The organism is Streptomyces sp. 351MFTsu5.1, assembly GCF_000383655.1.
GTDB lineage: Bacteria > Actinomycetota > Actinomycetes > Streptomycetales > Streptomycetaceae > Streptomyces > Streptomyces griseorubiginosus.
Genome location: NZ_KB911779.1, coordinates 1 through 22,553 on the forward strand (window position 1 = coordinate 1; position 22,553 = coordinate 22,553).

Sequence of the window (22,553 nt, forward strand, 5' to 3'; positions counted from 1 at the left end):
CGGCCCTCCTCGTACTGGCGGCGCACGAGGTGACCGGGGCCCTTGGGGGCGACCATGCAGACGTCGACGCCCGCCGGCGGCTTGATGAAGTCGAAGCGGATGTTCAGGCCGTGACCGAAGAACAGCGCGTCGCCGTCGCTCAGGTTGTCCTTGACGGACTCCTCGTAGACCTGGGCCTGGATCGGGTCCGGGACCAGGATCATGATGACGTCGGCCTCGGCGGCGGCCTCGGACGGCGTCACCACGCGCAGGCCCTGCTCCTCGGCCTTGGCCTTGGACTTGGAGCCCTCGTGCAGACCGACACGCACGTCGACACCCGAGTCACGGAGCGACAGCGCGTGGGCGTGGCCCTGGCTGCCGTAACCGATGACCGCGACCTTGCGGCCCTGGATGATGGACAGGTCGGCGTCGGCGTCGTAGAACAGCTCGGCTTTCATGGGAGGTTGCTCCGTTTCGCAGCGGTTGGGATACGGCGTGCGAGTGGTCAGGCGATGGCAGGCCAGTCAGGGCTGGCGGTGGAGTTCCAGTGCGGTCGGCTGACGGTCCGGGCTCCGCGGCCGATGGCGATCGTGCCGGACTGGACCAGTTCCTTGATGCCGTATGGCTCCAGCATCCTGAGCATCGCGGACAGCTTGTCGGCGCTGCCCGTGGCCTCGATCGTGACGACCTGCGGGGAGACGTCGACGGTCTTGGCGCGGAACAACTGGACGATCTCGACGATCTGCGAGCGCGTCCCGTTGTCGGCGCGGACCTTCACCAGAACGAGTTCGCGCGCGATGGCATTGTCCGGCGGGATCTCCGCGGCCCGGAGCACCTCGACGAGCTTGCTGGTCTGTTTGATCACCTGCTCCAGCGGGGTTGCCTCGCCGTCGACGACAAGGGTGATGCGGGAGATGTCGGGGTGCTCAGTGACACCGACCGCGAGCGAGTCGATGTTGAAGCCGCGGCGGGAGAACAGGGCGGCGATCCGAGCGAGGATGCCCGGGGTGTTCTCCACCAGGACGGAGAGCGTGTGCTTGGACATGGTGATGACTCGGTTCCCTCTCAGTCGTCTTGGTTGTCGCCGAAGTCGGGGCGGACGTCCCGCGCGGTCAAGATGTCGTCGTTGGAGGTGCCGGCGGCGACCATCGGCCACACCATCGCGTCCTCGTGGACGATGAAGTCGACGACGACCGGGCGGTCGTTGATGGAGTTCGCCTCTTCGATGACCTTGTCGAGGTCGGCCGGGTCCTCGCAGCGGATCGCGTAACAGCCCATGGCTTCGGCCAGGTTGACGAAGTCGGGGATGCGGGTGCCCATGGCTTGGCCGCTGTGCAGGACGGTGTTGGAGTAGCGCTGGTTGTAGAACAACGTCTGCCATTGACGGACCATCCCCAGGGCCCCGTTGTTGATGACGGCGACCTTGATCGGGATGTTGTTCAGGGCACAGGTGGTCAGCTCCTGATTGGTCATCTGGAAGCAGCCGTCACCGTCGATCGCCCAGACGGTGTTGCCCGGCATGCCGGCCTTGGCGCCCATCGCGGCCGGGACCGCGTACCCCATCGTTCCGGCGCCACCGGAATTCAGCCAGGTGGCAGGTCGGTCGTACTGGATGAAGTGCGCTGCCCACATCTGATGCTGACCCACCCCCGCCGCGAAGATCGTGCCCTCCGGCGCCAGCTGCCCGATCCGCTCGATCACCTGCTGCGGCGACAGCGAACCGTCCTCCGGCTGCTCGTAGCCCAGCGGGTACGTCTCACGCCAGCGGTTCAGATCACTCCACCAAGCGGTGTAATCCCCCTTGTGGCTCTCGCTGTGCTCCTTCTGGACGGCCTGGACCAGGTCGGCGATGACCTCGCGGGCGTCACCGACGATCGGCACGTCGGCGGCGCGGTTCTTGCCGATCTCGGCGGGGTCGATGTCGGCGTGGACGATCTTGGCGTGCGGGGCGAAGCTGTCCAGCCTGCCGGTGACCCGGTCGTCGAAACGGGCGCCCAGGGCCACGATGAGATCCGCCTTCTGCAGGGCGGCGACCGCCGCGACGCTGCCGTGCATGCCCGGCATCCCCACATGCAGCGGGTGACTGTCCGGGAACGCGCCCAGTGCCATCAGGGTGGTCGTCACCGGCGCCCCGGTCAGCTCCGCGAGTACCTTCAGCTCCGCCGTCGCCCGCGCCTTCAGGACACCACCGCCGACATAGAGCACCGGCCGCTTCGCCGACGTGATCAGCCCGGCCGCCTCACGGATCTGTTTCGCATGCGGTCGGCTCACCGGCCGGTAGCCCGGCAGATCCATCACCGGCGGCCAGCTGAACGTCGTCCGCGCCTGCAACGCGTCCTTGGCGATGTCCACCAGCACCGGACCCGGACGGCCGGTGGAAGCGATGTGGAACGCCTGCGCGATCACCCGCGGAATGTCCTCCGCCTTCGTGACCAGGAAGTTGTGCTTGGTCACCGGCATGGTGATGCCCACGATGTCCGCCTCCTGGAAGGCGTCCGTGCCGATCGCCTTGGAGGCCACCTGCCCGGTGATCGCCACGAGCGGCACCGAGTCCATGTGGGCGTCCGCGATCGGCGTCACCAGATTCGTCGCACCCGGACCCGACGTCGCCATGCAGACACCCACCTTCCCGGTGGCCTGCGCGTAACCGGTCGCCGCATGCCCGGCACCCTGCTCATGACGGACCAGGACATGACGCACCCGTGTCGAGTCCATCAACGGGTCGTACGCCGGAAGGATCGCTCCACCCGGAATACCGAACACCGTCTCAGCGCCGGCCTCCTCAAGAGAGCGGATGAGGGACTGCGCACCCGTCAGCAGCATCGGAGATCAGCCCCAGAAGAGAAGGCGACGGGGATGTTCGAGGACGGCCGCGATGTCGGCGAGGACCTTGGAGCCGAGTTCGCCGTCGACGATGCGGTGATCGAAGCTCAGTGCCAGCGTGGTGACCTGGCGTGGCTTCACCTTGCCCTTGTGGACCCAGGGCTGGAGCTTGATCGCGCCGACCGCGAGGATCGCGGATTCGCCGGGGTTGAGGATGGGCGTGCCCGTGTCGACGCCGAAGACGCCGACATTGGTGATGGTCACAGTGCCGCCCTGCATGGCCGCCGGGGACGTCTTGCCCTCCCTCGCCGTCGACACCAGCTCGCCCAGGGCCTCGGCCAGCTGCGGGAGCGTCTTGTCGTGGGCGTCCTTGATGTTCGGGACGATCAGGCCGCGCGGGGTGGCCGCGGCGATGCCCAGGCTGACGTAGTGCTTGAGCACGATCTCCTGGTTCGCCTCGTCCCAGGACGCGTTGATCTCCGGGTTGCGTTTGATGGCGACCAGCAGCGCCTTGGCAATCAGCAGCAGCGGGTTCACCCGCAGGCCGGCGAACTCCTTGTCTTGCCTGAGTTCCTTCACCAGCCGCAGGGTGCGGGTGACGTCCACCGTCACGAACTCCGTGACGTGCGGCGCGGTGAATGCCGAGCCGACCATCGCCGCCGCCGTCGCCTTGCGGACACCCTTGACCGGGATCCGGGTCTCACGCACACCCTCGTACGACGCCACAGGAGCTGCGGGCGCGGGGGCGCTCACCGGTGCCTCGGTGACCGTAGGCGCCGAGGCTGCCGCCGCGTACACGTCCTCGCGGGTGATGACACCGTCCGGGCCGGACGGTGCGACCGTGGCGAGGTCGACGCCCAGGTCTCTGGCCAGTTTGCGCACCGGCGGCTTGGCCAGCGGGCGGGTCCGGTCGTCCGCCATGGTGTGGCCGTTCATATCGCTCTGGACCGCCGGCGCCGGGACCGTGACCTCCGGGCTCTTGCGCGGGCGCCGCTTGGCGGAGGAAGCCGCCACGCCGTAACCGACCAGCACTGGCTGCCGGCCCTCCGCAGCCTCGTCCGTGCCGGGACCGGTGTCCACCGAGACGATCACGGCGCCGACGGGGACCGTGGTGCCCTCGGAGACGTGCAGCTCGCGGACCACGCCGTCGTAGGGGATGGGCAGTTCGACGGCCGCCTTGGCGGTCTCCACCTCGCAGATGACCTGGCCATCGGTCACGGTGTCGCCCGGCTGGACGTACCACTTGAGGATCTCGGCGTCGACGAGCCCCTCGCCCACGTCGGGCAGTTTGAACTCGCTGATGAGCTGCGCAGTTGTCGTCACGATTCCTCGCCTTAGAACGCCATGGCACGATCGACCGCGTACAGGACACGGTCCAGGTCCGGCAGGTACTCCTCCTCGAACCGCGAGGGGGGATAGGGCATGTGGTAACCGCCGACCCGCAGCACCGGGGCCTCCAAGCGGTAGAAGCAGCGTTCGGTGATGCGGGCCGCGATCTCCGCGCCCGAGCCGAAGAACACGGGCGCCTCGTGCACCACGACCAGGCGGCGGGTCTTCTCCACCGAGGTCTGGACGGTGTCGAAGTCCAGTGGGGAGATGGAGCGCAGGTCGAGCACTTCGATGCTGCGGCCTTGGTGTTCGGCCTCGTCGGCGGCCTCCAGGCAGGTGCGAACGGCGGGTCCGTAGCCGACCAGGGTCAGGTCATTGCCCGGCCTGACCACCCTGGCCCGGTGCAGCGGGAGGTCGGTCGCCGAGGTGTCCACCGTGCCCCGCTCGTAGTAGCGGCGCTTGGGTTCGAAGTAGATGACCGGGTCGTTCCCGGTGATGGCCTGGCGCAGCATCCAGTACGCGTCCGAGGCGTTGGACGGAGAGACCACCTTCAGGCCCGCCACGTGCGCGAACAGTGTTTCCGGGGACTCGGAGTGGTGCTCGACCGCGCCGATGCCGCCGCCGTAGGGGATGCGGATGACGACCGGCATCCTGACCTTGCCCAGAGAACGGGCGTGCATCTTCGCGAGCTGGGTGACGATCTGGTCGTAGGCCGGGAAGACGAAGCCGTCGAACTGGATCTCCACCACCGGGCGGTAGCCGCGCAGGGCGAGACCGATCGCGGTGCCGACGATGCCCGACTCGGCGAGCGGGGTGTCGACGACCCGGTCCTCGCCGAAGTCCTTCTGCAGGCCGTCGGTCACCCGGAAGACACCACCGAGCCTGCCGACGTCCTCGCCCATGACGAGGACCTTGGGGTCGGCCTCCAGGCTGGCGCGCAGAGCTTCGTTGATCGCCTTCGCCAGGGGTGTGCCCGGCGCCGTACCAGAGGTGTGTCCCGGCATCTCAGCATCCCTCCGAGGCTGCGAACTCGGCGTTGTAGGCGGTGAACTGGGCATGCTCCTCGTCCACCAGCGCGTGGCCGTCCGCGTGGATGTGCCGGAACATCAGGCCCGGCTCCGGGTCGGGCATGGCGCGCACACGCTCGCGTACCGCACGTGCCGCCCGCCCGCACCGGTCGTCGACGTCCGCGAAGTACGCGTCGTCGGCCCAGCCCCGGTCGGTCAGGAGGGCCTTGAGTCGGGCGATGGGGTCCTTTGCGCTCCACTCGGCGAGTTCCGCGGCGTCCCGGTAGCGGGTGGGATCGTCGGAGGTGGTGTGCGCGCCCATCCTGTAGGTGAACGCCTCGATCAGCGTCGGTCCCTCGCCGTTGCGAGCGCGCTCCAGCGCCCACCTGGTGACCGCCAGGCAGGCCAGCACGTCGTTGCCGTCCACCCGCACGCCGGGGAAGCCGAAGCCCTGGGCGCGCCGGTAGAGCGGCACCCGGGTCTGCTTCTCGGTCGGCTCGGAGATCGCCCACTGGTTGTTCTGGCAGAAGAACACCACGGGGGCGTCGTGCAGCGCGGCGAAGTTGAACGCCTCGCTGACGTCTCCCTGGGCGGTCGCGCCGTCCCCGAAGTAGACGATCACGGCACTGTCCGCCCCGTCCTTGGTCAGGCCCATGGCATAGCCCGTCGCGTGCAGGGTCTGGGAGCCGATGACGAGGGTGTAGAGGTGGAAGTTGTGCGCGGCGGGATCCCAGCCGCCGTTGTTGACACCGCGGAACAGGGCGAAGAGGTCCGCGGGGTCCATGTCACGGCAGAGCGCGACACCGTGGTCCCGGTAGCTGGGGAACGCGTGGTCGTCGGGGGCCAGGGCCCGGCCCGAACCGACCTGGGCGGCCTCCTGGCCCAGGAGCGAGGGCCACAGGCCCAGTTCGCCCTGGCGCTGCAGCAGGATGCCCTCGGCGTCGACGAGCCTGGCCAGGACCATGTCCTCGTACAGATCGCGCAGTTCCTGGGGCTCCAGCTCGACGGCGTGGTCGGGATGGTCCTTCAACTCGCCTTCCGGCGTGAGCAGTTGTACGAGCTCCACGGCTTCCGGCCGTCGCTCAGTCCTCTTGGCGCTCCCGCGGCCGCGGCTCGCCACTCCGGTGCGTCCCATGGGTGCCTCCTTCTTCGGTGTGCGAGCGGTGGGTCAGCGCTGCCAGCTGTGGGCGCCGTGGAAGGCGGGCCGCGGAGTAAACCGGCGGACGGTGCGGCGGAAGGCCGGCGCGGGGATGCGGCGGGCGGCGCGGGCGAGCAGGACCGCGGTGAGGGCGGCCAGTTCCTCCGCGTCGGCCTGGCCCTTTTCCACGCGGATCGGGCCGCTGTCGGCAGTGATCACTGTCGTCGTCTCCAAGAGGGAAGGAACGGGAAGCCGTACGGGCGCTACTGCGGCGGGTTGCCGTGCTTGCGTGCGGGCAGGTCGGCGTGCTTGCTGCGGAGCATCTCCAGGGAGCGGATGAGCACCTCGCGGGTGGCGGCCGGGTCGATCACGTCGTCCACCAGACCCCGTTCGGCCGCGTAGTACGGGTGCATCAGCTCGGCCGCGTACTCCTTGACCATGCGGGCCCTCATGACCGCGGGGTCGGGTGCCTCGGCGATCTGCTTGCGGAAGACGATGTTGGCGGCGCCCTCGGCGCCCATCACCGCGATCTCGTTGGTGGGCCAGGCGTAGGTGAGGTCGGCTCCGATGGACTGGGAGTCCATGACGATGTAGGCACCGCCGTAGGCTTTGCGCAGCACCACCGACACCCGCGGCACGGTCGCGTTGCAGTAGGCGTACAGCAGCTTGGCGCCATGCCGGATGATGCCGCCGTGCTCCTGGTCGACGCCTGGCAGGAAGCCTGGGACGTCGATCAGGGTGACGAGGGGGATGTTGAAGGCGTCGCACATCTGGACGAAGCGGGCCGCCTTCTCGGAAGCCTCGATGTCCAGGACACCGGCCAGCGACAGCGGCTGGCTGGCGACAACGCCCACCACCTCGCCGCCGAGCCGGGCCAACGCGACGATCACGTTGGTGGCCCAGCGTTCATGCAGTTCCAGGTACTCGCCGCCATCGACGATCTCCTCGACGACCGCGCGCATGTCGTACGGCCGGCTGCCGTCGGCCGGGACCAGGTCGAGAAGCGCGGAGCCGTCCCGGCCTGGCGGGTCGTCGCAGGTGATCGACGGTGGGTGCTCCCTGTTGTTGGCCGGGAGAAGGGAGAGCAGGTAGCGGACCTCCTCCAGGCAGGTCTGCTCGTCGTCGTGGGCGAAGTGGCACACACCGCTGGTCCCGGCGTGCACGTCGGCGCCGCCAAGGGCGTTCGTGCTGACCTCTTCGCCGGTCACCGCCCTGACCACGTCCGGGCCGGTGATGAACATCTGGGAGGTGTCGCGGACCATGAACACGAAGTCGGTGAGTGCCGGGCTGTAGGCGGCGCCGCCCGCGCAGGGGCCGAGCATCACCGAGATCTGCGGGATGACCCCACTCGCTTCGGTGTTGCGCCGGAAGATGCCGCCGTAGCCCGCGAGGGCCACGACACCCTCCTGAATGCGGGCGCCCGCGCCGTCGTTGAGCGACACCAGGGGCGCACCTGCCTTGAGGGCCATGTCCATGATCTTGTGGATCTTGGCTGCGTGCGCCTCGCCGAGGGCGCCACCGAAGATCCGGAAGTCATGGGCGTAGACGAAGACGCTACGGCCGTGGACGGTGCCCCAGCCAGTGATCACTCCGTCGGTGTGCGGCCTCCTCGCCTCCATGCCGAAGCCGGTCGCGCGGTGCCTGCGCAGCAGCTCGACCTCGTGGAAGGAGCCGTCGTCCAGCAGGAGGTCGATGCGCTCCCGTGCGGTCAGCTTGCCTTTGTCGTGCTGGGTGCGGGTGGCGCGCTCGCCGGGTCCCCGCCGGGCGTGTTCACGGATCGCGTGCAGCTCGGTGGCGCGCCCGCGGGAGTTCTGGCGCGGGGTGTGGTCCATCCAAGTCTCCTGCGAGTCCGGAAATCTTCGGGTAGGCGAATGCCTGGGAAAGCGATGCCGATCGGCCCTGCTGCGGAACCGGTATTTCGAAGGAGTGAATCCGCATTCCGGTTCAGGGGTGATGGCGTTTAGTTCGGGCGCTCGGCCCGGTGGATACGGGATAACTCTGCCCCGTTCTCCGTCGCGGCCGCAACCTTTCTCAGGGTGGACGCCGCACAGTCGAGAATTATGGCGCGCGAACGCCACGGAAAGCGCCGGAAATTCTGCCGCCAATGCGGAGTGGTGGCAGGTCAGGACCGCGAAGTCAGCCGAGTCATCACGCTATTGAGCGCGCCGAAGAATTGCTTCTTGGATTCGCGGGGGAAGAAATGCCCGCCGAGCAGCGTGTGCAGGGTGCAGGCGCGGTCCGTGTGCGTGGCCCAGGCCGCCGCGGCCGGAACCGTCACCAGGGGATCGCCGACTCCGGTGAAGACCTCGACCGGGCAGGGAAGCGGCGGCCGCGGCCCGTCGAGGCCCTGGCTCTCGCACAGAGCGATGTCGGCCCGGACGAGCGCGATGCGGTCGACAAGCCAGCGCCGGTCACCGCGCAGCGCGGCGGGCAGTGCGGCGAAGTCCAGCAGCAGCTCGGTCAGTTCGGGATCAGTCAGCTGTCCTGCCCGATGCAGCGGATGCGGTAGGTGCGGGGCCGGGTACGCACCGACCAGCAGTTGTTCGGGCAGCCGGCGGCCGGTCGCCGCGCGCAGCCGGGCGAGGTGGTAGGCGATCAGTGCGCCCATGCTGTGGCCGTAGAGCAGGTACGGCTGCTCCAACTGCGGCCCGAGGTGGTCGTCCACGGCCGCCACGAGTGAGGACAGCAGGCGGTGCCGGTGGCTCGCGGCGCTCACGTCGCGCCCCGGGAGCCGTACCGGGACGACCCGGACCCGCTCCCCCAGGGCGCGCTGCCAGCCGGAGAAGAAGGCCGTGCCGCCGCCCGCGGGATGGAAGCCGAACATCGGGATCGGCCCGGCCGGGCCCTCCGGCCTCCCCGGCGGGGGCGCCGGCCGGTGTGCGACCGCGGACCGGCCCCGGTTGCACGGCCCGGCCGCGCGGTCCGTACGGCACGAGGGGTCGGCCGGGTCAGACGGCTGCCGCGACAACGCCCCTCCCGGGGCCGGCCGGGACGAGCGGACCTGCCGCGCGGGGTGCGTCACCGTCCGCCGCGCCGCTCCGCGGGCGTCCCTGCCCGCCGTCGACCTGCTGAGCGATGCGCCACCAGCCCTCCGCGCATTCCAGGGCGAGCTGGGAGATACGGTCGGCACAGTGCGGCGGGATGTCGCGCAGCAGCCGGTCCCGGTGCTCCTCCCCCATGATGTTGGCGGCCAGCAGCCGCAGCAGGTGACGGCCGCTCTCAGTCAGTCGGAGAGCGGGGTCGTTCGTCAGCCGCTCCAGGGCGGACACGGGGTCCTGCTGCCGGTTCCGGGACGGCCGGCCACTGCAGCTCACCGGGGCGGCCGGAGTCCGGCCCGCGGCGGGGCGACGCTTGGCGGGCAGCGGATCCTCGCCCCGCCTCAGCCGGTCCCGCACGTCGCGCACGGTCCCCGGGGAGATACCGGCCTCGCCGGCGACGGCGCGCAGAGAAGCCTGCGGGTTCGCCCTGAGCAGTTCGCTCGCGCGCAGGCGTCCCGGCGAACTGTCCACCGGACGCAGCCTTCCGTCCCGCCCCAGCCGGGTGGTGGCCTGCGGTATCAGCTCGGTCTCGGTGCGCCGCAGCGCCCGTACCGACTTCGTGGACAGGCCGGTGATCGAGGCGACCATCCGGTCCGACCACTCGGGGTGGGAGGTGAGGATGCGGGTGGCGGCCGCGGTCCGGTCTGCTGTGGACAGCGGCAGGCCGTGGCGTGTGTTGTGCTGCACGGACAGGGCGAAGGCATCTCGTTCCGCGCCGTCGAAGAACCGCGCGGGTATGTGGGTCCTGCCCTGCTCGGCGGCAACCCGGAGCCGGTGCATGCCGTCGATCACTCGCATGGTGGGGCGGTGGACGGTGATCGGGGGCAGCGGCTCCGCGGCCTCCGCAAGGGATCTGAGGTGCTCCGGGGACTCCCCGGCGATGCGGGGCGAGTCTCCTGGCAGCAGCGCGTCGATCGGGACCGACTCCACCGGCGAGAGGGTCGGCGCCCATTGCGCCTCCGGAGAACCGGTGTTCAGCTCCGGTCGCGCGGCGGGGCGATCGGGTGCGGTCTCACGATTCACAGGACTTTCCTCCGACTTTCGGCGTGAACCCGGTGTCCACCTGCGGCGACCGGCGGGGCCCGCCTCGTGAGGAGCCCCGCCAACTCACGCCGCACCCGGGTGTCGTGGGTGTGGGCCAGGACGGACTGACACCGAACCTTTGGTGTTCGCATCATCATGCCACGAGAAACATACCTTGAGGAAGGTATGTTTGTTTCGGAGAGTGAAATCTCTGTTACCAGCGAGGGGACGGACCCATCGGGGGTCAGTCGCCCACCGGCGAGGGGGTACCGGCATCCGTCGGCAGGAGGCGGCTACCGGGCAACCGACGCGCCAGGTCGGGATCTCCGACGACGACCGGGTGCCCGACCTCGGTGAGCATGGGTAGGTCCGAGACGTGGTCGCCGTACGCGTGGCAGTCCGCCGCGTCGATGTGCGGGTGGGCGCGCAACAGCCGCTGGACAGCGGTCCGCTTCTCCTCGCCGATGATCGGCTCGCCGACGAGTTCGCCGGTCAGCACGCCGCCCCGCGCTTCGGGCAGGCTGCACACCACGTGGGCCGCCCCGACGTCCGCCGCGATCGGATCGAGGATCGCCGGGAACGAGCCGGACACCAGGACGATGGCGGCACCATCGGCCCGGTGCCCCAGCAGAGCGTCGCGTGTCGCGCGGACATAGAAGCGCTCGTCCGCCGAGCGCTCCGCGAACCAGTCGGCCCCCGAGGCGGCGACCTCGTGGGCCGGCTCCCCCGCCCACGCCCGGTAGTAGGCGCGGTTGGCGTGCTCGCGCGGCGTCCCGCCTGCGGTCAGTGCGGCGAGGTTCTCCCGCACGTCGCGGGCGCGCAGGGCGCCGCGCGGTCCGTGTGTCCGGACGAAGTGGAAGTCGAGGAAGTCGAACATGCTCTTGCAGTGGATCAGCGTCTCGTCGACGTCGCTGAACACGAGGCGGACAGGCTCGGTCACAGGGGCTCCAGTCATGGGGCTGCGCGGCGGGTCAGCGCTGGTCGGGCCGGGCGCGCAGGGCCGGAAAGAGCAGGTCGCGGACCTCTCGCCAGCGCTCCCTTATGTCTGCACGCAGGTAGAGATTGTCCGAGATGTGCTGCATGCCGAAGAACGCCGCCACGGTCACCCGAGCCGCCTCGTCCGGGTCCACGCCGTCCCGGAGCTGCCCCATGACCTGCGCCTCACGCAGCAGGGAGGAGATGAGGTTCGTCCAGTCCAGGTAGGGCGCGGGCAGGTCGGCGTCGATGAAGGCCCGCTCGTTCTGCAGCCGGGTGCCGGCCTGGATGATCGGGTCGCTCTGGAAGGCTTCGGTGGCCTGGTTGAACATCTCGATGGCCGTGTCCAGCGGGGACAGCCCCTTGGCGCGGACCTCCTCCAGCGTGAGGGGCCAGCGCGAGTAGAGCTCCTCCACCACCGCGACGGCCAGGGACTCCTTGTTCGGGAAGTGGAAGTAGACCGCCCCCTTGGTCATGCCGACCTGCTGAGCAACGTCCGTGATGGACGTATACGGATAGCCGCGTACGGCGAAGATCTCCGCCGCGCACCGCAGGATGTGCGCCCGCGTGCGCACGGCCCGGTCCTGGCGCGGGTCCGGACCGCGCACGACGGGGGACTTCCGGGGTTTGCCGCCGGGCTCCACCGGTTGACCCGCGGTGGCCGGCCTGGTGTGTCTCACAGATTTCCGCTCCTTCAAGGATCAATCAAGCCCCTCGCAATATACCTTCCCTCAGGTATATTTCTCCCCCTGTTGTGCACCGGTCTTTCGGCCGGGACATGCGTCGCACGGGGGAGGGTGACCAGTCCTGCCCTGGGCGGCGTCTCACCCTGGAGGCGACTTCCCGCATGCTCACCGACACGCTGACCACGCCATCGCTGTCTTCCCGGATCACGGCGTACGCACCGGGCCCGCGCCTTTCGTTCACCCGCCCTCTGCCACCCGCGAAGGTGCACAAGGCGGCGGCGGGCGAGGTGCTCCTGACCGACGCCGTACAACAAAGCGATCACCGGTTCACGGTCGCCGCGCTCTGGCCCCGCGACCGCTTCCTGCACCATCAGGGCGGGCGCGCGCCGGGCGACCCGCTGTTGCTGGTGGAGACGATACGGCAGGCGCTGATCCACCTCTCTCACACCTATTACGGCATACCGCCGGGCCATCCCTTCCTCCTCTCCACGCTCTACTTCGACACCGACCGGCGGGGGCTGCCGGCCTGGCGCGGGGCCCCGCTTCCGGTCACCCTCGACGTCACCTGCACTCCCACCACGACCGCTCCGCGCCGCTTCGGCATGGCCCTCGACGCCGTGATGTACGTCGACGGCCTCGCCCTCGGCCGGGCCGGTATGCGCTGGGAGGTGCTGGATCCCCGGCGCTACCACCTGATCCGCACCCGGACGACGCGTTCCCCGGCGGACCTGGTGACGGGCGCGGCGCCCCGGGCCCCGCGCCCGCTGGCTCCGCGGGAGGTGGGATACGCCCACGAGGAGCACGTGCTGCTCGCCGAGGGGCAGGAGCGTACCGGGCGCGACTGGTGGCTGCACATGAACCGGGACCACCCCGTGCTGTTCGACCACGAGTCGGACCACATACCCGGCATCCTGTTACTGGAGGCGTTCCGGCAGGCGGCGCACGCCGCCAAGCTGCCCTTCCGTCCCTCGCTCGACGCCGCCACGGCGAGCTACGGCGCATTCGGCGAGCTGGACGCACCGGTGCGGATCAGCGCCCAGTTGCCGGGGCAAGGACAGCGGACGGCCGGAGCAGCGGTGGTGGAGGTGACCGCGGTGCAGGGGAGCGCGGTACTGGCCACGGCCCGTTTCGGGGAAGCCTCCTGCCCTTGCGGAAACGGCGAGGTGTCCTCATGAACGCCGCCGAACTGCCCGCGGACCGGATCGAGCACGCGGCGAAGGTCGCCCACCGGGACCTCGACGAGATGCAGGCCCACCACCGGCTGAGCACGGAGACCGCCGCGGCCGTGGTGGCGGGCGGATTCGCCCGGCACTTCGTCCCACGGGACCTCGGTGGCGCGGCCGGCGGGTTCTCCTCGCTGCTGTCCGCCTCGGCGAGGCTGGCCCAGACGTGTGCGTCCACCGCCTGGTGCGCCACACTCTTCGCGGCGCACGGGCGGCTGGCCGCCTACCTCCCCGAGGAGGGCAGGCGTGCACTGTGGGGCGAGTCGCCGGATGTTGCCATCGCCGCCTCCATCATGCCGCCGCAGGGCGAGGCAGAGCGGACGGCGAACGGCTGGCGGATCCGGGGCCGTTGGGCCTTCGCCAGTGGTGCCGACCACGCCCGGTGGTTGCTGCTGGCCTGCCGGACGCACGAGTCGGGACAGCCGGAGCACCGTATCCTCGCCGTCCCGCGCGCCGAGGTGGAGGTCCTGGACACCTGGCGCTCGCTGGGCATGCGGGCGACGGGCAGCCACGCGGTCGAGGTGGCTGGGGCGGAGGTGCCAGCGCATCTCACGTTCACTCTGGAGGACCTGCGCCACCCTCTGGCCGGTGCCGACCGCTGCCACACGGTCCCCTATCTGATGGTGGGCGCCCTGATGTTCGCGGCGCCGGTGTTGGGGGCGGCGCGGGGCGCGCTGGCCGCCTTCGGCGAGGCCCTGGCGGCCTGCCGGACGGCCGGATTCACCCAGGGGCGGTCGGCGGAGGCGGCGCGGGTGCTCGCCCGTTCCGCGGGCGAGATCGACGCCGCCGGGCTGCTGCTGGAGCGTGCCGCGTTCCGCGCCGACCACGCCGAGGTGACGCCGCTGCTCGCCGCCGAGAACCGGCGTGACGCGGTGCTGGCCGTCCAGCTGTGCGCCGAGGCGGCCGACCGGCTGTTCCGGGCCGCCGGCGCGCGGGCCCACGCGGAGGGGTCCGCGCTGCAGCGGTGCTGGCGGGACGTGACCACCGCCGCCTCGCACGCCGCCCTCCGGGCCGAGGGCGCGGCCACCGAGTACGCGGAAGTCGTGCTCGGGTCCTGACGGCGGGATACCCACTGAGGAGGCAGCGCGCGACGAGCGGTGCGCTGCCTCCTCTTCGAGGTCGATAATATACCTTCAGTCAGGTATGTTTACTCTCCGTGAAGGAAACGAGGAGAGGTACTTCGGTGGTGAAACAGGTCAGAGCGCGGCAGACGAGAGCAAGGCTGCTGGATGCAGCGGCGGAGGAGTTCGCCGTCCACGGCTACGCGGCCACGAAACTCGATGCCGTGGTCGCACGGACGGGCATGACCAAGGGCGCCCTGTACGGGCACTTCCCGTCCAAACGCCATCTCGCGTCCGCCCTGGTCGTCGAAAGCGCCCAGCAGTGGCGGCGGATGAGCGGCGACGCGTCCGAGCTCGCCGTCCCCGCCGACACGATCCTCGCCGACCTGATCCGTGAGCTACGCGGCCAGTTGGAGACCAACGTGCGCTTCCGGGCGGCGCTGCGCCTGGCCGCCGACTGTGAACTCTCACCGAGCGGCCCGCCGGGCTTGTTCGAGGGAATCCGCCGTGAGCTGGTCAGAAGCGTGCGCAGGGCCCAGGAGGAGAAGGGACTGGGCCGGCCGTATCCGGCGGAGACCGTCGCGTACCTCATTCTTGCTCTGGTGTACGGGACTTCGCATCTGCCGCCCTGGGAGACGACGCAGGGTGTCGAGGTGGATCCGGACCGGCCCTGGGAGATCCTGCGGACCGCCCTCGATCTCGGCTAGTGCCCCGGTTCCGTCCCCTCGAACCGTGTCCGTGCCGCGGCCCTCGTGTGCAACCGAGGGCCGGCGCCAGTCGCACACGGCGGTGCGGCCCGATGTCCCGCGGCGTATTCCGTCACCCGTCCGCTGTGCAATCGGTAATGCTGGCGGCGCCGCTTTTTCGTTCGCTAGTCTGCAATACGTATGGCGGCGCCAACGTAATTGATCGGGCCCCCTGTTGGCCGGCCTGATGGCGCGTGACTTTCCGGTGTGCAATGCCCGGTGGTAACGGCGGTGATATCACCCCACCGGCTCCGAACCCGAACTGCTGCGCCCCGGCCACCGGTTTCCTCCATTTCCTGCAGAGAGGCGAACGCACAATGAAGCTTGCCATTTCCGGGACGTATTCCTCCGGCAAGACGCTCACCACGATGGCACTGGCCCACCTGACGGGCATTCCGCGTACGCACGCCAAGACGATGCGCGAGATCCTGCCGCACGCAGTGCCCGGCAAAACCCTCGAGGAGTGCAATGCCGCGGAACTCATCCAGCTGGTGATGCGGCGGTACGTCGAACGCGCCGTCCACGAGAGCCACCTGCCGGGCGGATACATTTCCGACGGCTCCTCGCTGCACGAGTGGACCTACGCCACCGTGCGCGTCACCGTCGGCATCAACCCGAACGAGTCCATCGGTCTCGACTCCGTGGAGAAGACCGACGAGATCCGCTTCTATGAGCAGGTGGTGTCGCAGCTGGGCGTCGCGCTGAAGCAGTACGCCAAGGAGACGTACGACGCCTTCGTCCATCTGCCGATCGAGTTCCCGCTCGACCCCAACGGGCACCGGCCGGTCAACGAGCGCTTCCGGGAGATGTCGGACCAGCTCCTGCTCAGCGTGCTGCAGGAGGAGCTCAAGATCCCCGTTCACATCATCGGCGGCTCGATCCCCGAGCGTCTGGAGGCCATCACCGAGCGCTTCGGCTTCCCGAAGGTGATGTCCATCGAGGAGGCCATCGCCGCGGCGGGTGAGGACTACGCCCGTCTCGACGTCCGTAGCGAGGCCGAGCGCAACGCGGCAGCGGCCCGGGCCGCTGCCTGAGGCCGTGCTGTGCCACCGGCGAGGCGCCGGTGGCACAGCGCTCCACGCCCCGAATCCGACCTCTGCAAAGGGACCTTGCCGTCATGACTGAATCCACCTCGCACGCATCGCGCCGGCTCGGCATCCTGGGCGCGGGAAATGTCGGGCAGCCGATCGGCCGCCACTGGGTGGCCGCCGGCCACACGGTGACCTTCGGCTCCCGCTCCCCCGAGCACCTCTCCCCCTTCGTCGCCTCGCTGGACGGCGGGGCACGCGCGGCGACGCTCGCCGAAGCCGCACAGGTCTCGGACGTCGTCCTGCTGTCCGTGCCGCATCCCGCCCTGGAGGAGCTGCTGGACACGATCGGCGACCGGCTGGCCGGGAAGATCGTCATCGATGCCACCAACCCCGTGGTCCTCACCGAGGACGGGCGTGTGGTCTCCACCCTCGGCGGCGGGCTCACCCAGGGGCGGCACACCGCCAAGCTGCTGCCGGACGCCACGGTGGTCAGGGCGTTCACCCATGTCATGGACGAACTGCTGTGGTCGCGGGGCACCCGGCAGCGTCACTTCTGGGGCATGGCGCTGGCGGGCGACGACGCCGGGGCCAAGGACGTGGTCGCCCAGCTGGTGCACGACGCCGGCTTCGTCCCCGTCGACCTGGGTGGACTGGACGACTCGGCCGCGCTCGACCCCGGCGGTGCGGTCTTCCCTCACATGTTCACTCCGGCTGACCTGCGGGTGGCCGCCGGGTTCACCGGCTGAGACGGAAGGACATCACTCACGTGAGCACTGCAACGGGCCCCACCACCGCCGCCGAGCATCTCTTCACTCCGTTCAAGGTGGGTTCTCTGGCCCTGGAGAACCGTATCGTCATGGCCCCGATGTCCCGGGACCTCTCCCCCGGCGGTGTGCCGGGCGCGGACGTCGCCCGCTACTACGCGCGCCGTGCCGAGCACGGCGTAGGACTGATCATCACCGAGGGCACGTTCGTCGGCCATCACGCCGCAGGGAACCGGCCGTCGGTGCCCCGCTTCCACGGGGCCGACGCGCTCGCCGGCTGGGCCGAGGTGGCCCGCGCGGTGCATGGCGCCGGAGGCAGAATCGTCCCCCAGCTGTGGCATGTGGGCCAGGACCCGCTGCTGTGGGGCAGGTCGCTGGAAGAGGCACGCCGTACGGCCCCGAAGGGGGTGGAACTCTTCGAGCCGCCCGGTGGGCTGCTGAGCCCGTCCGGCGTGGACCCCTCCGGGATGGACCCGGACGGCCTTCCCGCACGTGCGATGTCCGAGTCGGACATTGCGGATGTGATCGACGCATTCGGCCGGGCCGCCGCCGACGCCCGGCGCATCGGCTTCGACGGCATCGAACTGCACGCCGCGCACGGCTATCTCTTCGACCAGTTCTTCTGGAACGTCACCAACCGCCGCACCGACCGCTACGGCGGGGATCTGGCGGGCCGGATCCGGTTCTGCGCCGAGGTGGTGCGCGCCTGCCGTGCGGAGGCGGGCCCCGGCTTCCCCGTCATCCTGCGCATCTCCCAGTGGAAGGTGGCGCACTACACGGCACGTATCGCGGACGGTCCCAAGGAGCTGGAGGCGCTGCTCACACCGCTCGTGGAGGCGGGGGTCGATGTGTTCCACTGCTCGACGCGACGCTTCTGGCGACCCGAGTTCGAGGGTTCGCCTCTGAACCTTGCAGGCTGGGTGAAGAAGGTGACCGGGCAGCCCACCATCACGGTCGGGTCGGTCGGGCTGAAGGACAGCGACTACCTGGGCTACGTCGAGGGCAAGGGGGCCGAGACAGCCGACATCGAGCTGGTCGCCGAGCGGCTGGCCCAGGGCGAGTTCGACCTCGTCGCGGTGGGGCGCGCGCTGGTCGCGAACCCCGCGTGGGCGGAGTCGGTCCGCTCCGGGCGCACCCACGAGCTGCGTGACTTCGACGCCGCCATGCTCAACACCCTCGACTGAGCCGGGCCTGCGCGAAGGCCCGGTGGCTCAGCGCCGGGCGACCTCCCGGTTGGCCGCCTCGACGACCGCGTCCAGCAGGCCGGGAAATGCCCGGTCGAGGTCATCCCGGCGCAGGATGTTCATCTTCGACGTACCCATGTAGTACTGCCGGATGATGCCGGACTGGCGCAGCACGCGAAAGTGATGGGTGCCGGTGGACCGCGTCACGGAGATGTCGAAGGTGCCGCACTTTCTCTCGTCGGCGGCGCCCGCGATCTGACGGACGATGCTGCGCCTCACCGGGTCGGCGAGGGCCTCCAGGACGCCCTGCAGCGTGATGTCCTGAGCGTCGGGATGGTCGGTGATGCGTTCCTCGGCGGTCCGTGCGGTCACTTCATGCCTCCCTGTTCCACTGCACATCGTACGACGGCTGTCATATGACGAGGAAAGCCATACGACGATGCTCATCATCGTTTGACAGCCATCGTCATATGGGCTTCAGTTGAGAGGCACGGCCGCCTCAACTCGCCGTCCCCATAGGGCTTTCACGCGCGCCGTCGGCCGCGGGGAGGCCATCGGATCCCCCCATGACGGTCCTCGTACCGGACCGCCCCACCCCTGCAAGGAGTGCGATTAGCGATGACAACCGCCGAGACCAGCGCGGCGCCGGCCACCGGCGCCCAGGGGGGCTCACCCAATGCGTCGAGCGGTCTGAAGATCGCCGCGTTGGCCACCGGCTTTGTGATGGCCACGCTTGACGTCACGATCGTCAACGTCGCCGGAGCGACGCTCCAGGAGCGGCTCGGGGCGAGCCTGACCCAGCTCACCTGGATCGTGGACGGATACATCCTGACCTTCGCGTCACTGCTGATGCTCGCCGGCGGCCTCGCCAACCGCAGGGGCGCGAAGACCGTCTACATGTGGGGCATGGGGCTGTTTCTCATCGCCTCGCTGGCCTGCGCCCTGTCCCCCTCGCCGGAGGTCCTCATCGCGGCCCGGCTGCTGCAGGGAGCCGGCGCGGCGCTGTTCATGCCCAGTTCGCTGTCGCTGCTCGTCTCCTCATTCCCCGAGAAGCGGCAGCGCACGCGGATGCTCGGCCTGTGGTCGGCGATCGTGGCCACCTCCTCCGGCGTGGGGCCGACCCTCGGCGGCCTGATGGTGACCGCCTTCGGCTGGCAGAGCATCTTCCTGCTGAACCTGCCGATCGGCATCATCGGCATGCTGATGACGCGGCGGTTCATCGCTGCGCCGGAGACCAAGTCGCTGAAGCTGGCCGTCCCCGGCCACATCATCTGGATCGTCACCCTCGCCGCAGTGAGCTTCGCACTGATCGAGGGCCCGCAGCTCGGCTGGGCGGCCGGCCCGGTCGTCGTCGCGTACGCCGTCGCTGTGATCGCCGCGGGGCTGCTCGTACGGCGTGAACGCCGGACCGAGAACCTCGTGATGCCCTGGACGCTGTTCCGCTCCGCCGGTTTCGCCGGAGCGAACCTGGTGGGCTTCTTCTTCAACTTCGCGCTGTTCGGCAGCATCTTCCTGCTGGGCCTCTTCTTCCAGCACGCGCAGGGAGCCAGCCCGTTCGTCGCGGGCCTGGAGCTGATCCCGATCACCATCCTGTCGCCCCTGGCCAACGTGGTGTACTCGCGGATCTCGGGCCGCTACGCGAACGGCCCGCTGCTGACCGTGTTCCTGACCGTGGCCGGGATCGCCTCCCTCGCCTTGGTCGCGATCTCGCCGTCGACGCCCTACTGGCTGATCGCCATCGGTATCGGCATCGCCAACATCGGCGCCGGCATCATCTCTCCCGGCATGACCGCCGCCCTGGTGGACGCGGCCGGCCCGGCGCACGCCAACGTGGCGGGCTCCGTGCTCAACGCCAACCGTCAGATCGGCTCGCTGGTCGGCATCGCCGCCATCGGAGTAGTCCTGCACTCCACCTCCGGCTGGGGCACCGGCGCCTCCGTCTCCTTCCTGCTGGTGGGCGTGATGTACCTGCTCGGAGCGGTGTGCGCCTGGCGGCTCATCGCCCGTCACGAGCGGTGGGAGGCCGAACTCGCGGCCGCGGAGTCCACTCGTACCTGACAGCCCATAAGACCGCCCTGGCCGCACACTGCAATCCCCCGTCGGTGTGCGGCCAGGGCTCTTCGAGGAGGAGGCCCCGGTGGACATCGCCGGAAAGACCGCGGTCGTCGCGGGCGGAACGTCCGGTCTCGGCCTGGCCGCGGCCGAGGCACTGGCTGCGAAGGGGGCCCGGGTCGCCATTCTGGGCCGCCGCGTCGACGCTGGGCGGCGCATCGCCGACCGGCTGGGCGGCATCGCCTTCGAGGCCGACACGACCGATGCCGACGCGGTCGGGCGCGCCATCGCCGGGACCGTCGAGCGGTTCGGCGCCGTGCACATCAACGTCAACACCGCGGGCATCATCGAGCACGTCGCGGTGCTGCCGGACGGGCGGCCGGCGGACCTGGTCACGTTCCGGCGGATCGTCGAGGTCAACCTCATGGGGACGTTCAACGTCATGCGGCTGGCGATCCACGCGATGGCGCAGAACGACCCGGAGGACGGCGAGCGCGGGGTAGTGATCAACACGGCGTCCGTCTCCGCGTTCGACGGCGTCGCCGGGCACGCGGCCTACAGCGCCAGCAAGGCGGCGCTGGTGGGCATGACGCTGCCCGTGGCGCGCGACCTCAGCGGGCGGGGCATCCGGGTCAACACCATCGCACCCGGCGCCTTCGACACCCCCATCAACGACTTCCTGCCCCCGGGGTACATGGAGCAGGTCGAGCGCCGCATCCCGAACCCCTCGCGTTCGGGCCGGCCGGAGGAGTTCGCGGCCCTGGCCTGCCATCTCGTCGAGAACGCCTACATCAACGCCGCCACCATCAGGCAGGACGGCGGTCTGCGGTTCTCGATGCCGTGACCACCCCGTGTGCCTGGCGCGGTCCCTCGACTCAAGTCCTGAGCACCGGGGCCCGCGCCGGCCAAGGTATCCAGGTCGCGGACATGCCGAGGACCGGGGCCGAGGCCGCCGCCGCGGCCATGCCCAGCGGCAGTCCGCCTGCTGCCGCTCACCTCGCCTCCTAGGCCGGCCTTGCCCCGACGACCAAGTCGTCGGGGACCTCGATCCACGGCGAACATGCGCCCAGCGGCGGCAACCGGCAGCTGAACGCGCGATGTTCCTGTCCGCGTTCGCTGCCCTGCACGATCCCGCCTCCCGCACCTACTACGACCGCTGCCGGGCCCGCGGGAAGAACCACACCCCGGCACTTCTGCGCCTGGCCCGCCAGCGGATCAGCTAACGGGTCAGGAGCATCACGCGATCTTTCCCAGCCCGATGCGCTGAGCCGTCCCGGAAGCCGGCTTGCGGGCACTGGGCCATGGTGCAGCCCGGCGAGTGATGCCTCACGTTCGCGGAGACCTCCACCGGGTTCTCCCCCGCGCCCAGGTCGTTGGGGACCTTGCTGTGCCGCCGGTCGTGGATACGGCACCGGTCGGGAAGGTCCAGTCGCCCTCTTGTGGTGCGCCACCGGGCGCTGAGCGAACCGAGCTTCTCCTTCCACATCTGCTGACGCTCCCACTGCACTTTGAGCACCTTCATCAGCGCCTCTGCGGCGCACCCCCGTCGCCGTGCACGTCGTCCACAAGGGGGCATCACGTGTGCAGAAATGCAGCGGCCCGCAGCCACGCCGCCCGCACGGCTTCCAAATGTCCCCGAGGAACCGTGCGGTCGCCGCGTCATCGAGCGTCACGAACTTGCGCTGCCGCGACTTGATCTGCTGGCTCTGAGGCGAACGGACTTCGCCCCAAGGTGCGGCTTTATGTGGAGCCGGATGAAGGCCACCGAACCACTTGTCCAGCCAATCACCGAACTTCATGTCGGAACGCGCGACAACCACCCCCGCATCGCGTTCCGCCACCCCCTACGTGTTCGGCCTGCCCTTTTGGGGATTTCGACCGGAGTACTCCCCTGGCCGCTACCTCTCTTGGACACCCATAACCTCCTCTTCCTGTGCCGCCACGCTCAGGAAAGCCGAATACGAACAGCATCAATGGTCCGCACAATCGCCGGTTTGGGTAACCGGCGATCATGACTTGGAACCCGCGCGCCAGGGCTATCGACCTTGAACTCACGCAGTCACCGTCGTGCGGGTGACACACGTGCCGGGCAGCTCGCGCAGCCGGCCGCCGAGGGCACGCTGCGGCATGAAGGTCACGCCGAACCGGATGCAGCGCGCGGCACCGCACAACACAGGGCACCGACCCGATGGCGGTGCGCCATGCGCCACATGCAACCGGATCGAACCCGCCGCGCCGAACAGGGACACCGCCCCGGCCGAGGCCCTCGCGCAGCTCCTACGTGGGCAGTAACCGTGCCGCGCACGGGTTTCCGGCGCTGTCCTTGCCAGGGCGAACCGCGACGCGCTGATCGACACCGACGGTTGGCCACATGACCAACGCGCGACCAATAGCGGTCAGGAACAGCCAGAAGTGCTTGGTCGGAGGCCCTCTGCGGCTTGGGCCGCCCAGGGGTGGCGGCCTCGGCCGTCTCCGCGGTGCCGGGAGTCGTACC

Annotated in this window: 21 protein-coding genes and 1 pseudogene; 9 read left to right on the forward strand and 13 right to left on the reverse strand. The window is 69.8% G+C overall.

The window, feature by feature from the left end:
• From H295_RS0112030 to H295_RS0112085, 12 genes are all read right to left on the reverse strand, one after another.
• On the reverse strand, positions 1-437 hold a 437-nt coding region (locus H295_RS0112030; RefSeq protein ID WP_020135612.1), incomplete at its 3' end, for an NAD(P)-binding domain-containing protein.
• Positions 438-484: 47 nt separating this feature from the next.
• On the reverse strand, positions 485-1,024 hold the full coding sequence (ilvN, locus tag H295_RS0112035; protein WP_020135613.1) for an acetolactate synthase small subunit: 540 nt from the start codon (positions 1,022-1,024) through the stop codon (positions 485-487).
• Between the two features lie 20 nt (positions 1,025-1,044).
• Positions 1,045-2,802, reverse strand: a complete 1,758-nt coding sequence (locus tag H295_RS43140) for an acetolactate synthase large subunit (RefSeq protein ID WP_020135614.1) — start codon at positions 2,800-2,802, stop codon at positions 1,045-1,047.
• Between the two features lie 6 nt (positions 2,803-2,808).
• Positions 2,809-4,128: a dihydrolipoamide acetyltransferase family protein gene (locus H295_RS0112045; RefSeq protein ID WP_106960824.1), complete on the reverse strand. Its 1,320-nt coding sequence runs from the start codon at positions 4,126-4,128 to the stop codon at positions 2,809-2,811.
• 8 nt (positions 4,129-4,136) lie between these two features.
• Complete coding sequence (locus H295_RS0112050; protein WP_020135616.1) at positions 4,137-5,135, reverse strand: alpha-ketoacid dehydrogenase subunit beta; 999 nt, start codon at positions 5,133-5,135, stop codon at positions 4,137-4,139.
• Position 5,136: 1 nt separating this feature from the next.
• Positions 5,137-6,273 carry a pyruvate dehydrogenase (acetyl-transferring) E1 component subunit alpha gene (gene pdhA, locus H295_RS0112055; protein ID WP_020135617.1) on the reverse strand — a complete coding sequence of 379 codons (1,137 nt, stop codon included), beginning with the start codon at positions 6,271-6,273 and terminating at the stop codon, positions 5,137-5,139.
• A gap of 33 nt (positions 6,274-6,306) precedes the next feature.
• The gene (locus H295_RS0112060; RefSeq protein ID WP_020135618.1) at positions 6,307-6,495 is read right to left on the reverse strand and encodes an acyl-CoA carboxylase epsilon subunit; all 189 of its coding nucleotides are present in this window, start codon (positions 6,493-6,495) and stop codon (positions 6,307-6,309) included.
• Between the two features lie 44 nt (positions 6,496-6,539).
• Positions 6,540-8,108: an acyl-CoA carboxylase subunit beta gene (locus H295_RS0112065; RefSeq protein WP_020135619.1), complete on the reverse strand. Its 1,569-nt coding sequence runs from the start codon at positions 8,106-8,108 to the stop codon at positions 6,540-6,542.
• A gap of 290 nt (positions 8,109-8,398) precedes the next feature.
• A complete protein-coding gene (locus tag H295_RS43145) occupies positions 8,399-9,100 on the reverse strand; it encodes a thioesterase II family protein (protein WP_020135620.1) in 702 nt (233 codons plus the stop codon).
• 124 nt (positions 9,101-9,224) lie between these two features.
• Positions 9,225-10,337 (reverse strand): ParB/RepB/Spo0J family partition protein, encoded by a 1,113-nt coding sequence (locus H295_RS0112075; protein ID WP_020135621.1) that lies wholly within the window; start codon positions 10,335-10,337, stop codon positions 9,225-9,227.
• A gap of 244 nt (positions 10,338-10,581) precedes the next feature.
• Positions 10,582-11,277 carry an HAD family hydrolase gene (locus H295_RS0112080; protein ID WP_020135622.1) on the reverse strand — a complete coding sequence of 232 codons (696 nt, stop codon included), beginning with the start codon at positions 11,275-11,277 and terminating at the stop codon, positions 10,582-10,584.
• 31 nt (positions 11,278-11,308) lie between these two features.
• On the reverse strand, positions 11,309-11,992 hold the full coding sequence (locus H295_RS0112085; protein WP_020135623.1) for a ScbR family autoregulator-binding transcription factor: 684 nt from the start codon (positions 11,990-11,992) through the stop codon (positions 11,309-11,311).
• Positions 11,993-12,159: 167 nt separating this feature from the next.
• On the opposite strand from H295_RS0112085, the gene H295_RS43150 reads away from it, so the two are divergent.
• The 6 genes from H295_RS43150 (at position 12,160) to H295_RS0112115 (ending at position 18,007) form a co-directional block, all read left to right on the forward strand.
• Positions 12,160-13,173 carry a ScbA/BarX family gamma-butyrolactone biosynthesis protein gene (locus H295_RS43150; protein ID WP_020135624.1) on the forward strand — a complete coding sequence of 338 codons (1,014 nt, stop codon included), beginning with the start codon at positions 12,160-12,162 and terminating at the stop codon, positions 13,171-13,173.
• On the forward strand, positions 13,170-14,279 hold the full coding sequence (locus H295_RS0112095) for a hypothetical protein (RefSeq protein WP_020135625.1): 1,110 nt from the start codon (positions 13,170-13,172) through the stop codon (positions 14,277-14,279). Before H295_RS43150 ends, H295_RS0112095 begins: the two co-directional genes overlap by 4 nt.
• A 128-nt stretch (positions 14,280-14,407) precedes the next feature.
• Positions 14,408-14,989 carry a TetR/AcrR family transcriptional regulator gene (locus H295_RS44745; RefSeq protein ID WP_020135626.1) on the forward strand — a complete coding sequence of 194 codons (582 nt, stop codon included), beginning with the start codon at positions 14,408-14,410 and terminating at the stop codon, positions 14,987-14,989.
• A 356-nt stretch (positions 14,990-15,345) separates the two neighbouring features.
• Positions 15,346-16,062, forward strand: coding sequence for an AAA family ATPase (locus tag H295_RS0112105; RefSeq protein ID WP_020135627.1), 717 nt, complete (start codon positions 15,346-15,348; stop codon positions 16,060-16,062).
• An 83-nt stretch (positions 16,063-16,145) separates the two neighbouring features.
• Positions 16,146-16,805, forward strand: coding sequence for an NADPH-dependent F420 reductase (locus H295_RS0112110; RefSeq protein ID WP_020135628.1), 660 nt, complete (start codon positions 16,146-16,148; stop codon positions 16,803-16,805).
• Positions 16,806-16,825: 20 nt separating this feature from the next.
• Positions 16,826-18,007, forward strand: a complete 1,182-nt coding sequence (locus H295_RS0112115; RefSeq protein WP_020135629.1) for an NADH:flavin oxidoreductase — start codon at positions 16,826-16,828, stop codon at positions 18,005-18,007.
• A gap of 27 nt (positions 18,008-18,034) precedes the next feature.
• Here the strand turns inward: H295_RS0112115 and H295_RS0112120 are convergent, their stop codons facing one another.
• Positions 18,035-18,379 (reverse strand): ArsR/SmtB family transcription factor, encoded by a 345-nt coding sequence (locus tag H295_RS0112120; protein WP_020135630.1) that lies wholly within the window; start codon positions 18,377-18,379, stop codon positions 18,035-18,037.
• Positions 18,380-18,625: 246 nt separating this feature from the next.
• Here H295_RS0112120 and H295_RS0112125 point away from each other — a divergent pair, with 246 nt between their 5' ends.
• The 3 genes and pseudogenes from H295_RS0112125 to H295_RS45395 form a co-directional block, all read left to right on the forward strand.
• On the forward strand, positions 18,626-20,065 hold the full coding sequence (locus H295_RS0112125) for an MFS transporter (protein WP_020135631.1): 1,440 nt from the start codon (positions 18,626-18,628) through the stop codon (positions 20,063-20,065).
• Positions 20,066-20,144: 79 nt separating this feature from the next.
• Positions 20,145-20,903 (forward strand): SDR family NAD(P)-dependent oxidoreductase, encoded by a 759-nt coding sequence (locus H295_RS0112130; protein ID WP_020135632.1) that lies wholly within the window; start codon positions 20,145-20,147, stop codon positions 20,901-20,903.
• Positions 20,904-21,034: 131 nt separating this feature from the next.
• Positions 21,035-21,282, forward strand: a pseudogene (locus H295_RS45395) (transposase); the annotation flags it as partial.
• Positions 21,283-22,553: the final 1,271 nt, after the last annotated feature.

Excerpts from the sequence above, each read along its gene's own strand:
- H295_RS0112125 (WP_020135631.1), top strand. The coding sequence starts at position 18,626 with ATGACAACCGCCGAGACCAGCGCGGCGCCGGCCACCGGCGCCCAGGGG.
- H295_RS43140 (WP_020135614.1), bottom strand. The coding sequence starts at position 2,802 with ATGCTGCTGACGGGTGCGCAGTCCCTCATCCGCTCTCTTGAGGAGGCC.
- H295_RS0112105 (WP_020135627.1), top strand. The coding sequence starts at position 15,346 with ATGAAGCTTGCCATTTCCGGGACGTATTCCTCCGGCAAGACGCTCACC.
- H295_RS0112050 (WP_020135616.1), bottom strand. The coding sequence starts at position 5,135 with ATGCCGGGACACACCTCTGGTACGGCGCCGGGCACACCCCTGGCGAAG.
- H295_RS0112095 (WP_020135625.1), top strand. The coding sequence starts at position 13,170 with ATGAACGCCGCCGAACTGCCCGCGGACCGGATCGAGCACGCGGCGAAG.
- H295_RS0112065 (WP_020135619.1), bottom strand. The coding sequence starts at position 8,108 with ATGGACCACACCCCGCGCCAGAACTCCCGCGGGCGCGCCACCGAGCTG.
- H295_RS43150 (WP_020135624.1), top strand. The coding sequence starts at position 12,160 with ATGCTCACCGACACGCTGACCACGCCATCGCTGTCTTCCCGGATCACG.
- H295_RS43145 (WP_020135620.1), bottom strand. The coding sequence starts at position 9,100 with ATGTTCGGCTTCCATCCCGCGGGCGGCGGCACGGCCTTCTTCTCCGGC.
- pdhA (WP_020135617.1), bottom strand. The coding sequence starts at position 6,273 with ATGGGACGCACCGGAGTGGCGAGCCGCGGCCGCGGGAGCGCCAAGAGG.
- ilvN (WP_020135613.1), bottom strand. The coding sequence starts at position 1,024 with ATGTCCAAGCACACGCTCTCCGTCCTGGTGGAGAACACCCCGGGCATC.
- H295_RS0112110 (WP_020135628.1), top strand. The coding sequence starts at position 16,146 with ATGACTGAATCCACCTCGCACGCATCGCGCCGGCTCGGCATCCTGGGC.